We start from the raw sequence: 12,901 nt of genomic DNA on the forward strand, positions 1-12,901 counted from the left end.
CACAGCCTTTGACGGAATCGAATCGCATAATGCCGGTTCGGCGGATAGCCGGATCGCGCATCACTGGTTTCGTTCGTTGAACATGTAGCCTTTTCCCCAGACCGTGCAGATCCTGGCCGGTTCCTGCGGGTTCCGCTCAATCTTCATGCGCAGATTCCGGATATGAACCATCAGCGTATTGCTGCAGCTGTAGAAATACGGTTCTTTCCAGATCTGCTCGTAGAGCTCCTGCGCGGTAAATACCTTCTGTGGATGCCCGATCATAAGAAGCAGGAGCTGGTACTCGATCTCCGTCAGATTCTTCACGCTGCCGTCGACAATCACGCGGTTGAACTCGCGGCTGACACGTATGCCCGCCCTCTCGATGTACTCGCTGGCGGCCGGCGCCTCTCCCTTTCCCTGATAGACCTGATACCGGCGGAGCAGCGCCTTGACGCGGCCCAGCAGTTCTCCGTAAGAGAACGGCTTCGTGAGGTAGTCGTCGCCGCCGGCCATAAAGCCGACCAGCTTGTCCTCCTCCCTCGACTTCGCCGTCAGAAACAGGACCGGTACGTTGGAACGCTCGCGAATCTTTCGGCAGACCGTCACGCCCGATACGCCGGGCATCATGATGTCAAGAATGATCAGGTCAATGCCGTCGCGGAAATTTTTCAGCGCAGACTCGCCGTCCTCCGCCTCGATCACATGATAGCCCTCGCTGCTCAGCAGAATCCGGATCCCGTCCCGGATATCCGCGTCGTCCTCGACGACAAGGATATCCGTGCGCCCGCTTTCATCCGTTTTTTTCTCATGTGCGTTCTTTCTGATCGGAAGCTTCATATCCTCTCCTCATCTCCGGCCGGCCCGGGCGGCCCTCCTGCACGCATCCGTTCGCTTAAGCGGTTCCGCACCGCCCCCATCACGTACCAGAGCGTCTCATAGCGCAGAAACGACAGTGCGTTCCGGTCGAACAGAAACTGGTCGTGCGGCGGGAATTCCTCATCTCCGTCCCAGAACTGAAACCACATCCGGAAGCCGGGCAGCACCGGAAGGATCACGCTGACGTCCCCGCTGGTGCCCGCGTCCGTTCCGCCCATCGCCAGCGCCTCCCGGCGCAGCCTTTCCGTATGTCCGGAAAACACGTCCCGGTCTTCCCGCGGCTGGAGATGCTGCGCGTGGTAGGATCCGACGACGCCGCCCAGTTCGGAGATCGAAGCCCATATTCCGGCGGCCTCCGGCTTTGTCTTCGGATAACAGAGATACTCGTAAAGCGTCATCGCCTCGTCGAAGGAAGCGTCTCTCACCCTTCCTTCCGGCTCCATCATCGTCACATGACCGTCCTTCAGCGAGACCGCCGTACGACAGTCCATAAAAAGCACCTCGATCCGGTCGTCTGCGCGTTCGAGTCCGTGCAGCCTGACCATGTTGTCCGGATCATAGGTCAGAAACAGCGCAGCCGCCTGAGACGTCTGCAGCGCGTAATTATTCCTCATCCGTCTTTTCTCCGCTTCGTTTCACATGGATCCGGTCCCTGTACATCGCTTTCTCACAGTCGGGAATCGGGTATTCATCCGGGAAATTTTCCCACAGAATCTTCAGTCCCTGGTCGTACGCTCCGTATTCCATGTATTCCCAGGCCTTTCGCTTCAGAGCCTGTTCCTCCGGCGTGCCGCCTTCCTTTTTCAGAAACCAGTCGATACTCCCGACCTGTCCGTCGTCGCTCAATTATCTTCCTCCCGCCTCATCCGCCGGCGGTCCGTCCCCGCTCCGTGGGGGAACAGCCCGCCGCCCATGTCCTTCCGGTCACGGATAAGAAGGCGGCGAACCGTCCTCCGGTCCGCCGCCCCCTCTTTTCCTTCTGCGTTGTCTGTCACTTTTTCTTCTTGTTCGCGTTTCTGCGGGCCAGAGCTTCCAGCTGCTGCTTCATTTTCTTCTCTTCCGCTTTTCTGCTGTCCTTGTTCTTTCCGCCAAGCTTGCTCAAATCGCTTACCTCCGATGTTCTGACTTCAGAATGTCATTGTACCACGCCGCGTCCCGTTCTGCCAACTGTCCGGATTCGGCGGTTCAGGTGCCGACGCCGGTCATCGTCATGATGAGGCCGCATTCCATATGACACTCACTGAACACCCGGAGCAGATAGCCGAGATCCGGCTCCTCCGCCGACGTTCGTTTCGCCAGCGCCCGCATCAGTGCTCTGGCTTCTTTCGTACTCTGGTCAAACCAGACGGTCGTGTCGCCGTCTCCGGTCTCGACCAGAAGCTGCCGCTTGCCTGTCTCATATTCATGCCGCACGTACATCTTCATCTTTCCGCCGCTCCCTGATGATGGTCTGTGTTCCTTATCATACAACCATCTTCGGAAAAATGCATCCGGAAAGACAGAGAATCGGGAAGTCCGGCGTCAGCGCAGGCGTTCCGGACTTCAAAAAACAGACGGTCCCGTCTCCGGAAAACCGTCTGTCGTCATCACGGCTGCGAGGCCGGGCCCGTCACCGTTCCGCGCGCATCCACGCGGTCAGCGCGTCGAAGGAACGATCGCACACGCACCGTCCCATCTTCCGTGCCTCCGCACCTGCCGTCAGCGGATCCACCCCCGCATCCGTCAGTATTTTTTCGAAATATGCGCTGCGCCGGCTCAGTTTTTCAGCTATTTCGCGTCCTTGCTGCGTGAGCCGGATCCGCTTGTCCTCTGTCACAAGCAGATACCCCTCCTCCTCGAGCTGACGAAGCGCGTTATGCACGCTCGCCTTCGAGTAGCCGAGCCGATGCGCGATATCGACTGACCGGACGGATGGCAGTTCCTGCTCCAGTGAATAAATCGCCTGCAGATAGTCCTGCTTTGCATCGGTCATAACCGTACCGCCCCCTCAGGCTCTTGCCTCGGTGCGATATTTCGCCGGCATCGGACGGAAGACAGCGTAGGCTGCCAGTATCACCAGAATCATCGCGGCCGCCGTACCGGCTGTGAAGCCGCCGCCCGCTGCCAGCGAGCCGATCTGATAGACGCAAAGGGAGAGGCAGTATCCGATCATCATCTGGAAGCCGAAGGTGATCCAGCCCCATTTGGACGACGCGTGCTCACGGAAAGCCGTCGCGATCGCCACCATGCAGGGTGCGTCAAAGATATTGAAGAGCGTGAAGCTGAGGGCCGCCAGTGCATTTCCCCCGAACATCTGATAGATCGCCCGGGACACATCGGCCTCGCCGTCGCTGGAGGCATGAGCGAGCAGGCCCAGCGTCGCCGTCGCCTGCTCCTTCGCCATCTCGGCCGAGATCGACGCGACCGCGCCCTGCCAGGTTCCGAAACCAAGCGGTGCGAAGACCCACGCGAAAGCCGTGCCGATATATTTCAGCAGACTGAGTTCCACCTGATCATCAGTCAGATACTGCATGGACGGAGAGAAATGCATCAGGAACCACATCACAATGCAGACCGCGAAGATAATCGTGCCGGCCTTGATCATGAACGCCTTGGCTCTCTCCCACACATGGATCAGCACGCCTTTCACGGTCGGCAGATGGTAAGCCGGCAGTTCCATGACAAAGGGAGCGGGATCGCCCGCGAAGTAACCGACCTTCTTCAGCGCGATGCCGCCGAAGATCACGATCGCAAGGCCGATAAAATACATGCCGGTCGCGAAGAACGCGCTGCCGTGGAAGAAAGTCAGCGCCATCATGCCGACAATCTCCATCTTCGCGCCGCAGGGAAGGAAGGTGGCCAGCATGATCGTCATTCTTCTGTCCTTCTCATCCTCGATCGTCCGCGTCGCCATAATCGCCGGCACGCCGCAGCCGGTGCCGACCAGCATCGGGATGAAGGATTTGCCGGAGAGGCCGAACCTGCGGAACACGCGGTCCATGATAAACGCGATCCGGGCCATATAGCCGGAATCCTCAAGCAGCGACAGGAAGAAGAACAGCAGCAGCATCTGCGGAACGAAGCCGAGCACTGTGCCGACGCCGCCGATGATGCCGTTCACGATGAGGCTTTCCAGCCACGGCGCACAGTGAATCGCTTCGAGTCCGTTGGCCGCGGCGTTGGTGATCCAGTCGCCGAACAGCGTATCGTTTGTCCAGTCCGTGAGAAACCCGCCCAGCGTCGTGACGGAAATGTAATAGACGAGGAACATGATGCCGGCGAAAATCGGAAGCGCCAGCCATCGATTCGTGACAACCCGGTCGATCTTATCCGACGTGCTCAGCGCTCCCTTCGCCGTTTTTTTCACGACCGCCCGGCTCACCAGCTGCCTGATGTACTCGTATCGCGCGTTGGTGATGATAGATTCCGCGTCATCGTCCAGTTCCTTCTCGCAGTCCCGGATATGCTTCTCGAGATGATCCTTCGTCTCCTGATCCAGATTCAGTTTCTCCATCACCTTCGCGTCGCGCTCGAAGACCTTAATCGCGTACCAGCGGAGATTTCTCCGGTCGACCATTGAATCGAGGCTCTCCTCGATATGGGCGATCGCGTGCTCAACGGCGCCTGTGTAGACATGCGGCGTATCCGTGTCGCGTTCTTTTTCACGTCGAACCACCTCCAGCACCTTCTCCGCCGCGGCCATTGATCCATCGCTGTGGAGCGCGCTCATCTCGACGATTTCGCACCCCAGCTCACGGCTCAGTGCTTTCATGTCGATCCGGTCACCATTCTTTCTTACCAGATCCATCATATTGACGGCGATCACAGTGGGAATGCCGATCTCCAGCAGCTGGGTGGTCAGATAGAGGTTCCGCTCGATATTCGTCCCGTCGATGATGTTGAGAATCGCATCCGGCTTCTCCTCGACCAGATAGTTTCTGGAAACCACTTCCTCCAGCGAGTAGGGCGACAGAGAATAGATACCCGGAAGGTCCTGAATGATGACGTCCTTGTGTCCTTTCAGTCTTCCTTCCTTCTTCTCCACCGTCACGCCGGGCCAGTTGCCGACGTACTGTGTACTGCCGGTCAGGTCATTGAACAGCGTCGTTTTTCCGCAGTTCGGGTTGCCGGCAAGTGCAATCCTGATTGCCATTCCTACATCCTCCCTTGTTTACAGCGGCCCTCCGTCCGTCTCTTCCGATCCGTCCGGCGGCCGTCTTTTTATATGAGCAGTCCCGCTTACAGTGGTTAGTGTAAGCTAACTCATCCGTAAAATAAAAAAGCCTTCTCAGGCCATTTCCAGAATATCCGCGTCCGCCTTGCGAAGCGACAGCTCGTATCCCCGGACGGTGATCTCCACCGGATCTCCAAGCGGAGCCACCTTGCGCACATATATTTCCGTCCCCTTCGTGATCCCCATATCCATGATTCTCCGCTTGGTCTTGCCTTCGCCATGGATTTTGACGACAGTCGATGTCTCACCGACCTTTACGTCACGTAATGTCTTCATCGTACCTCCTTCCCTGTCACGCCTTTGTTTCGCCTGTTTTTACAGAGCATGCATCCGGCGGCCTTCTCCGTCTCCGGTGCCTTTTCCGGCAGACCCCGGCCGTTCGCGCAGACCGCAAACTCCGGACTGTCGCTTTCCCGATCAGCACGCCGTTCTTTCAGTTCTGCACCATGATTTTCCCGGCCATCTCTCTTGTCACGGCCAGTCTTGCTTCCTTGAGCGAGATGATCATATCGCCCTCATGAGAAGAAACGACCGAAATCTCCGCACCGGGAACGAACCCGAGATCCTCCAGATGCTTTTTCACATCCGGCCGGCCGCCAACCCGGGCCACCAGCACGGTCTCCCCGGCATTCGCCAACGACAACGGCAACACAAGTCCTCCTTTCATAAGTATTCCCAGCTTACTTCTCTTTGAATTGATTAATTATAATTAGTTATCATTAACTTCAAACAGAAGTGTATGACCGGTTCTTCATCTTGTCAAGAGGATTTTTCGGAAACATCCCGATTCCACCCGGAGATTCGGCCGGGAAAGCCGGCCGCGGGGACCGGCTTATCCTGCACCGCTCAGCTTCTGGTCCGCGCCTCCATATAGGAACCGTCCCGTACGATCTCAATCCAGTAGCCGTCCGGGTCCTCGATGAAATAGATGCCCATATCCGGATTCTCAAAGCAGATGCAGCCCATCTCCTGATGACGCGCGTGCGCCGCCTCATAGTCGTCCGCCGTCATCGCCAGATGATATTCCTGCTCGCCGAGGTCGTACGGCTCTATCCGTTCCTTCATCCATGTCAGTTCCAGCCGGAATCCGGTCTTCCCGTCGCCGAGATAGACGATCGTGAAGGCGGGCCGGTCGTTCCGGCCGACTTCCTCCAGTCCCAGAGCGTCCCGGTAAAAGGCAAGGCTCGTCTCAAGGTCTTTGACATTGAAATTAAAATGATTGAATGCAAATGTCATATGGTGAACTCCTCCCCTGTCTTTTCGATGCGGACGAGCTTCGTCGGAAGCGCTCCGTATTCCTTCCGCGCTTCCATCCGCCGGATAATCGACGGATCGTCCTCAAAATGCATGGGAAATACATACCGTGCCGAAGCGAACTGCAGAAAATCCTCCACGCCCTTCCAGTAGCCGGAGATCCGCGGATCCAGCGGAATGAAGGCCGCGTCGAAGGTTTCGCCGCGTATCTTCTTCAGCTCATGGCGGTAGGAGGTTTCCAGCGCGCGGTCTGCCGCGTCCCCGTCCCACCACCAGTTGTTGAGGTCGCCGGCGAAATAAAGGCTCGCTCCGCCGTCCTGGATCAGAAACGCGACGCCCAGATCATTGGAGTACAGCGTCCGGACAGAAAGTGCCGGCGGCAGAGCGGGCGAATCGGGCAGCCGGCTCCACGCACCATTTTCCGGGGCCGTGTCCGGGCCGAAACCGCTGCGTTCCTCCTGACCCGGTCCGTCGCCGCTTCCCTGCGTCGGAGCCGCGCACTCCCCGCTGCCTGTTCCGCCGTCGGAACCCGCAGCCGGTGAAAACGACGCACCGGACGCATCATCCTCCGCCGTCCCGCGGACCGCGCGGCCCGGTCCGATCCGGACCGTCCGTGAGGCGAGAGCCGCCGGCACTTCTCCGGCCGGAATGTCGTCCGACAGAACGAAGCTGACACGCTCCGCATCTCCCGCCAGCGAAAAAATCCGCGGCGAGAAATGATCTCCGTGGGAGTGGCTCGCAAAAATCACGAGCGGCACATCCCTTCGTATCGGCGGCAGCGCGCCTCTGAAGTAATCAAACAGCAGCGTCATGTCATCCAGTTCCACCAGAAAAGCGCTGTGATAGATAAAGGTCACCCGCATAACCCGCCTCCTGTCTCTCTCCGGCGAGCCGCCCGGTTCGTCAGCCGGACGGCCGCTGCCTGCATTGTATCACACCCCGGCCGGCGGAGGAACGGGAGAGAGGACAAACAGCAGGCCCGCGCGGCCCGGCGAAGTCCTGCACACCGCGAAAAGGTGGGTTGCCGAAAACCGGCGAAACGCGGAAAAACAGCCCGCTGAAGGCTGGTGCAACGCGAAAAGGCGGGCTGCCGCACCGGCTCTCAGCCGGCAGCGGCAGCCCGCCCCGTATCCAGACGCATCCATTCTGCTCAGGAATCTTCTCAGGCGCGGTTGAATTTTTCCCTGCCCGCACCGCATCTCGGGCAGTGCCAGTCCGCCGGAAGATCCTCGAACTTCGTGCCGGCGGGCACGCCGTGCTCCGGATCTCCCTTCGCCGGATCGTAGACATAGCCGCAGACAGAGCAGACATATTTCCCAGTCGCGGTCTTCACCACGACTTCCTTCGGCGGAATCGGCGACGGCATATGCTCAAGATCGACCACGCGCTTCGCCTCGAGGTTCTCATAGCCAAGCGGCGTGTGCGTGGAAAGATAAACGGTCGGGTGCTGGCTGACAAAGGTGCGAACCTGGTCCAGCGTCTCACGCGCGGCCGCCTTGTCCTCAAAGACGATGGACAGCTTGTTCTGATAGAGCGCCTCATCCGTATAGGTGACGTCTCCGTGCATCAGGTAAAACAGCCCGTCCTTCTCGGCGATCACGATGCTCATCCCCGTCGTGTGTCCCTTTGCCGGAATGAAATACACGCCGTCCGCGATTCTCTGGGACGCCGGGAAATTCCAGTAAGGTCCGTCCGCGAAGGCGGCCGCCTTCACGTTCGGGAAGCGCTTCAGCTCCTCCGCTTCCGCCTCCTCCGGAGAGCAGATAATCTGCGCCTTCGGAAAGCTGCCCAGCTCTCCGGTGTGGTCAGCATGCTTGTGCGTCACCAGGATCTTCGTCACCTGCTCCGGCTGATAGCCGAGCTTCTTCAGCGCCTCCGTATATCCGCTCACACGGCGGCCCATATAAATCGGCGTCTTCTGATCCGGCACCTGCTCGGGAAATGCATCCGGCACACCCGTATCAACCAGGATCACCTCCGAGCCGGTGTCGATCAGAAAGTTCTGAAGGCTCGAGCGGTACCGGACCGCCGGATCGAACGCTTCCATGCCTTCCTCGCCGCCAAACGCGAACGGTTGCGTCATATATCCGTCTTCAAACAGCTTCACCGCTTTGATTTCCATTTTTCGCCTGCTTTCTCCGGCCCTCCGCCGGATCCGTCAATTTATGATTCACAATTATATATTATCAAATATAATTGTCCTGTCAAGCATTTCCCTCTTCCTCACGGAACTGAAAAATCGTCATCGCGTTGAGCACAGACACACCGGAAGAAGCCGGCCGCTTTCCTTCTTTCTGATTCCTCAAAAGCACTCTGTCTGCACGCAGTTTTCGTTGGGAAATACGCAATCGGGCCCAACAGGCTAAAGCCCATATAAAAATACCCCGGGACCCGGTTTCACGATCCGGGTCCCGGGATACGATATACCGATCGGAATCTGTCTGTTTTACAGCCGCAGATCCGCTCTGCACTGCACGCCGCTGTAAGTGGCCAGCACCGGCGCAAACTCGCTTCCGAGCTCATCCTTCAGCTCCTCGACACTCGGCATGTAGCCGAACAGCCTGTAAAACGTGCTGACCGCGACATTCATTCTCTGACGTAATTCATTGATCTTCATTGTGTTCGCCGACATACCTCGTACCTCTCTTTCTGAAGATTTGATGATGCTGCTGCCTGAAGCCGGCTCCTTTCGGCTTCATGATAACGGAAAAGCCGGAACCCGTGCGTCCTGTCCGCATTCAGGACAAAAATCAGCCGCCCGGGACAACTCCGCTCATCTGCTATGACAAGCAGTATACCCGGCGGCTGTGACAATGCTGTGTGCAAAATCATACGATTCGATTAACCGTCCGCTTCATTTTTATTAAGAAACCGCCTGCGGCGCTGAAGGACAGCTTCTCAGAGAAACGAACCGATCACGCCATAGAGAACGCCCGCCACCGGCCAGACGATCCATGTCATATCCCACCGGCCGGTCAGAAAACTCAGCAGCAGATACAGGGCCACTGCGATCGACCAGTACGGACCTCCGATATCACGGTCTCTTTTCTTGGCCTGACGGGAGAAATCTCCCTCTTCGAGAAGCGCGTCATAGCCGCCCCGGATCACAGAAGCGGAGACGACCAGCTCCACGCCGACCGACACCATCAAAAGCGTCACGGAAACGCCGACCGAAGGAAGAAAAGCCCGGTCTTTCAGAAACAGCCCGCTCATCAGCACCGGGATGGCGGCGAGGACGAAGAGCGCGATCCCGGTGATCAGCTTCCGGATATACTGCGGCTCCTCTTTGCTCCGCTCCTCCCTCACCATGCCGTCCACGCCGTAGGCGGTGTCCAGGTCATGCTTTTCAATAAACTGGTACGGCTGCTCTCTGATCCCGTTGGAGACGAAAAGCACGACCGCAGCCGCCACGGCAAGAAGAAGGATGATCACGCCGAGGCTTACCGCCTGCTCCTCCTTCAGCGGGATCATTCCCGCCTCCTGTGCGGCGGCGAGCAGAATCAGCGGAATCGACGAGAGAACGCAGAGCATCACCCCGGGAGCGACCCGGTGAGCGGCCTGTCTCCGGAAATCAAGATACGCATGAGCCTGCTCCATGGAAACCGGAGTCAGCCCGGATGCCGCTTCATCCGCTGCCTTCTCATCCGGATCCGGAGCTTCCTCCGGTCTCTCCAGCGTATCCTTCAGAAGATAATCCGTCGATACGCCGAACAGCTGCGCCATCTGAAGAATCCGTCCGATATCGGGCGTCGTCTGCGCGCCCTCCCATTTCGAGATCGCCTGACGGCTGACGCCGACCTTCTCCGCCAGCTGCTCCTGAGACCAGCCCTCCTTCTTCCTCAGTTCCGTGATTTTATCCGCCAGAATCATGTCTTCTCCTTTCCGCCCCGCGACTTTCCCGCGCGTTTCTCAAGGCTCAGCATATCCGGAAAGCCGGTTGCACACTACCATCCGGAGCTTGCAATCCGTCAACCCGCGGTTGCCGGACCGTATCCCGGAGAAAACCCAGTCGGGACGGCCGGAAAAAACGGGTTCGGACGGCCGGATCACCTCGCCGTCCGGAAGAGACGCGCCGTTCCTTCACGGACCGTATCCGGCCTTCCCTGCGGAATCCTCAGCGAAATACGCAGCCCAGCAGCAGTTTCAGCGTATTCTCCGCCCCGTCCCTGTGGCTCCGCTCATAGCCGTGGGAGGCATAGACGCCGGCGCCGATCAGTCCGTGACGGAGGTCATGACCGGCGCGGAGCGTCGCCTCCACATCCGATCCGTAATGCGGGTAGACATCCACCGCGTAGGAGGCACCCGCCGTCTCCGCGGCGCGGATCAGGCGGCGCACCATCTCATAGTCATACGGCCCGCCGGAGTCCTTGGCACAGATGGACACCTGACGTTCCGTGCAGCCGAGACCCTCGCCGACGCAGCCCATATCGACCGAAACCGCCTCGGTCACATCCGCCGGAACGGACGCGGAACCGCCGTGCCCGACCTCCTCGTACACCGTGACATGCACATAGACCGACCGGTCCGGCGTCAGCTTCCGTTCCCGGATCCAGCGTGCAAAGCCCAGCAGGATCGCGACGCTGAGCTTGTCGTCAAGGAACCGGCTCTTGATGTAGCCGCTCTTCGTGATTCTCGTCCTCGGCTCCACGCAGACGATGTCGCCGGGCCGGATCCCCAGCGCTTCGGTCTCCTCCTTCGTATGCACGTCCTCATCGAGAACCGCCTCGATGCTGTCGAAGCTCCGCGCGGTCTGGTCGTAAGCGCCGTTCACATGCACCGACGCGTCCGTCAGCTGAATCGTCCCTTCATAGACGCCGCGGTCCTTCGTGACGACCCGGACGTTCTCTCCTTCCGTGTTGTTCGCGTTCAATCCGCCAAGCGGCGTCAGCTTCAGCCGCCCGTTCTCCTTCACGGTCATCACCATCGCGCCCAGCGTATCCGTATGCGCTTCAAGAAGCAGTCCCTCCGATCCGGGCACCACAGCAAGCGGAACCAGCACGCCGCCCTTGACCGTCCTCTGCGGCTGATATCCCAGCGCCTCGAACTGTCCTGCGACATACCGCGCCGCCTCCTCCGTGTATCCGGTCGGCGAATCGATCTGAAGCAGATTCACCGCCTGTTCCATGATAAAATCCGTTTCCTTATCAAGGTTTCCGATTTCCATTCCGTCCTCCTGTATGCGTCTTTGCATTCCTGTTCCAGTATAGCATGCCGTCTGTAAGGTTTGTGTAAAATGCGCCCGGTCCATGGTTCATCCGGCTCAGCCGCATTATAATGGAAAAGACGGAGCAGGCCGGCGGCCTGCATGTCCCGAATCATGATGACGCCGGAATACCGGCGGCGGCAAGGAGACAGCATGATGACAAAACCACTGATCTGGGCACACAGAGGCGCAAGCGGCTATGCGCCGGAAAATACGCTGGCAGCCTTCGAGCTGGCCGCGAAGATGCACGCGGACGGCGTGGAACTTGACATTCAGCTCACCAGGGACGGCGAGCTGGCCGTCTGTCACGACGAGCGGATCGACCGTACTTCCAGCGCCAAAGGCTTCCTGAAGGACTACACTCTCACCGAGCTGAAGCAGCTGGATTTCTCAAACGGCAATCTTGCCTATGAAGGCATCCGGATCCCGACGATGCGCGAGGTCTTCGACCTGCTGAAGCCGACCGGCCTCTCCATCAACATCGAGCTGAAGACAGGCGTCTTCTTCTTCCCCGGCATCGAGGAGAAGATCGTGAAACTGACGCGGGAATGCGGGATGGAGGACCGTGTCCTTTACTCCTCCTTCAATCATTACACGATCCGACGCCTGCAGTCCCTCGTGCCGTCCGTCCGCACGGCCTTTCTCTACGCGGACGGCTTCATTGACATGCCCGCCTACGGTCAGGCGCACGGCGTCGGCGCCCTGCATCCGTCCTTCGACAATCTTCAGTACCCCGATTTTATGGCGGAGTGCCGGGCGAAAAAACTCGACGTCAACGTCTGGACTGTCAACAGCGAAGCGGATCTTGCGGTTTGCGTCCGCGAGGGGGTGCATGCCATCATCACGAATTACCCGGACAAAGCACGGAGGGCGTCGGATAAATTCTCTATTGACATATAATCCTTATTGATATATTATATCAATAGTTCAGAACGACAGCGGCACCGGAAAGAAACGATATGACAAAACGCATGACGCTCCAGAAAACATTCATCTTCGACGCGGTCCAGAAACTGAAAAATCATCCGACCGCGGACGACGTCTACCGCGCTGTGTCTGCTGTCTATCCGTCGATCAGCCGCGCGACAGTGTACCGGGTTCTCAATGAACTGGCCACGGACGGCAGAATCAGCCGGATCCACGTCCCTCAGGGCGCGGACCACTACGATTTCCGCTGCCATCCCCACCGTCACTGCTGCTGCACCGTCTGCGGGCAGGTAGCTGATGTGGATGTAACGAACGTGCCGGATCTGCTGGGCGCGGTCACGGATCCCCACGGATTTCTGATCACAGGATATAACCTGACATACGAGGGCATCTGCCCCTCATGCAGGGAGAAACAGGAAAACCGCAACGACAGAAAGGAAGCATGA

Annotated in this window: 17 protein-coding genes; 2 read left to right on the top strand and 15 right to left on the bottom strand. The window is 58.6% G+C overall.

Annotation, left to right across the window (positions count from 1 at the left end; translation table 11 throughout):
- Window positions 1-60: 60 nt before the first annotated feature.
- The 15 genes from G4C92_RS06410 to G4C92_RS06480 form a co-directional block, all read right to left on the bottom strand.
- Window positions 61-819 carry a response regulator transcription factor gene (locus tag G4C92_RS06410; protein WP_274941743.1) on the bottom strand — a complete coding sequence of 253 codons (759 nt, stop codon included), beginning with the start codon at window positions 817-819 and terminating at the stop codon, window positions 61-63.
- Window positions 816-1,472 (bottom strand): DUF3786 domain-containing protein, encoded by a 657-nt coding sequence (locus G4C92_RS06415; RefSeq protein ID WP_274941744.1) that lies wholly within the window; start codon window positions 1,470-1,472, stop codon window positions 816-818. Before G4C92_RS06415 ends, G4C92_RS06410 begins: the two co-directional genes overlap by 4 nt.
- Window positions 1,462-1,704, bottom strand: coding sequence for a hypothetical protein (locus G4C92_RS06420; RefSeq protein WP_274941745.1), 243 nt, complete (start codon window positions 1,702-1,704; stop codon window positions 1,462-1,464). Before G4C92_RS06420 ends, G4C92_RS06415 begins: the two co-directional genes overlap by 11 nt.
- Window positions 1,701-1,853 carry a hypothetical protein gene (locus G4C92_RS06425; protein WP_274941746.1) on the bottom strand — a complete coding sequence of 51 codons (153 nt, stop codon included), beginning with the start codon at window positions 1,851-1,853 and terminating at the stop codon, window positions 1,701-1,703. Before G4C92_RS06425 ends, G4C92_RS06420 begins: the two co-directional genes overlap by 4 nt.
- 190 nt (window positions 1,854-2,043) lie before the next feature.
- Window positions 2,044-2,283: a hypothetical protein gene (locus tag G4C92_RS06430; protein WP_274941747.1), complete on the bottom strand. Its 240-nt coding sequence runs from the start codon at window positions 2,281-2,283 to the stop codon at window positions 2,044-2,046.
- A gap of 184 nt (window positions 2,284-2,467) precedes the next feature.
- Window positions 2,468-2,830 (bottom strand): metal-dependent transcriptional regulator, encoded by a 363-nt coding sequence (locus G4C92_RS06435; RefSeq protein ID WP_274941748.1) that lies wholly within the window; start codon window positions 2,828-2,830, stop codon window positions 2,468-2,470.
- A gap of 15 nt (window positions 2,831-2,845) precedes the next feature.
- On the bottom strand, window positions 2,846-4,990 hold the full coding sequence (gene feoB / locus G4C92_RS06440; RefSeq protein ID WP_274941749.1) for a ferrous iron transport protein B: 2,145 nt from the start codon (window positions 4,988-4,990) through the stop codon (window positions 2,846-2,848).
- 135 nt (window positions 4,991-5,125) lie between these two features.
- The gene (locus G4C92_RS06445) at window positions 5,126-5,347 is read right to left on the bottom strand and encodes a FeoA family protein (protein ID WP_274941750.1); all 222 of its coding nucleotides are present in this window, start codon (window positions 5,345-5,347) and stop codon (window positions 5,126-5,128) included.
- Between the two features lie 157 nt (window positions 5,348-5,504).
- A complete protein-coding gene (locus G4C92_RS06450; protein ID WP_274941751.1) occupies window positions 5,505-5,723 on the bottom strand; it encodes a FeoA family protein in 219 nt (72 codons plus the stop codon).
- 194 nt (window positions 5,724-5,917) lie between these two features.
- Complete coding sequence (locus tag G4C92_RS06455) at window positions 5,918-6,307, bottom strand: VOC family protein (protein WP_274941752.1); 390 nt, start codon at window positions 6,305-6,307, stop codon at window positions 5,918-5,920.
- Window positions 6,304-7,188: an MBL fold metallo-hydrolase gene (locus G4C92_RS06460; protein ID WP_274941753.1), complete on the bottom strand. Its 885-nt coding sequence runs from the start codon at window positions 7,186-7,188 to the stop codon at window positions 6,304-6,306. Before G4C92_RS06460 ends, G4C92_RS06455 begins: the two co-directional genes overlap by 4 nt.
- 299 nt (window positions 7,189-7,487) lie before the next feature.
- The gene (locus tag G4C92_RS15180; RefSeq protein WP_274941754.1) at window positions 7,488-8,447 is read right to left on the bottom strand and encodes a rubredoxin; all 960 of its coding nucleotides are present in this window, start codon (window positions 8,445-8,447) and stop codon (window positions 7,488-7,490) included.
- 324 nt (window positions 8,448-8,771) lie between these two features.
- Window positions 8,772-8,942 carry a hypothetical protein gene (locus tag G4C92_RS06470; protein WP_274941755.1) on the bottom strand — a complete coding sequence of 57 codons (171 nt, stop codon included), beginning with the start codon at window positions 8,940-8,942 and terminating at the stop codon, window positions 8,772-8,774.
- A gap of 281 nt (window positions 8,943-9,223) precedes the next feature.
- Window positions 9,224-10,195 carry a helix-turn-helix domain-containing protein gene (locus tag G4C92_RS06475; protein ID WP_274941756.1) on the bottom strand — a complete coding sequence of 324 codons (972 nt, stop codon included), beginning with the start codon at window positions 10,193-10,195 and terminating at the stop codon, window positions 9,224-9,226.
- Window positions 10,196-10,439: 244 nt separating this feature from the next.
- On the bottom strand, window positions 10,440-11,489 hold the full coding sequence (locus G4C92_RS06480; protein ID WP_274941757.1) for a M42 family metallopeptidase: 1,050 nt from the start codon (window positions 11,487-11,489) through the stop codon (window positions 10,440-10,442).
- Window positions 11,490-11,684: 195 nt separating this feature from the next.
- On the opposite strand from G4C92_RS06480, the gene G4C92_RS06485 reads away from it, so the two are divergent.
- Entirely contained in the window at window positions 11,685-12,428 is a 744-nt protein-coding gene (locus G4C92_RS06485) for a glycerophosphodiester phosphodiesterase (RefSeq protein ID WP_274941758.1), read from the top strand.
- A 59-nt stretch (window positions 12,429-12,487) separates the two neighbouring features.
- Window positions 12,488-12,901: a Fur family transcriptional regulator gene (locus G4C92_RS06490; RefSeq protein ID WP_274941759.1), complete on the top strand. Its 414-nt coding sequence runs from the start codon at window positions 12,488-12,490 to the stop codon at window positions 12,899-12,901.

Source organism: Chordicoccus furentiruminis, from assembly GCF_019355395.1.
Lineage (GTDB): Bacteria > Bacillota > Clostridia > Lachnospirales > Lachnospiraceae > Chordicoccus > Chordicoccus furentiruminis.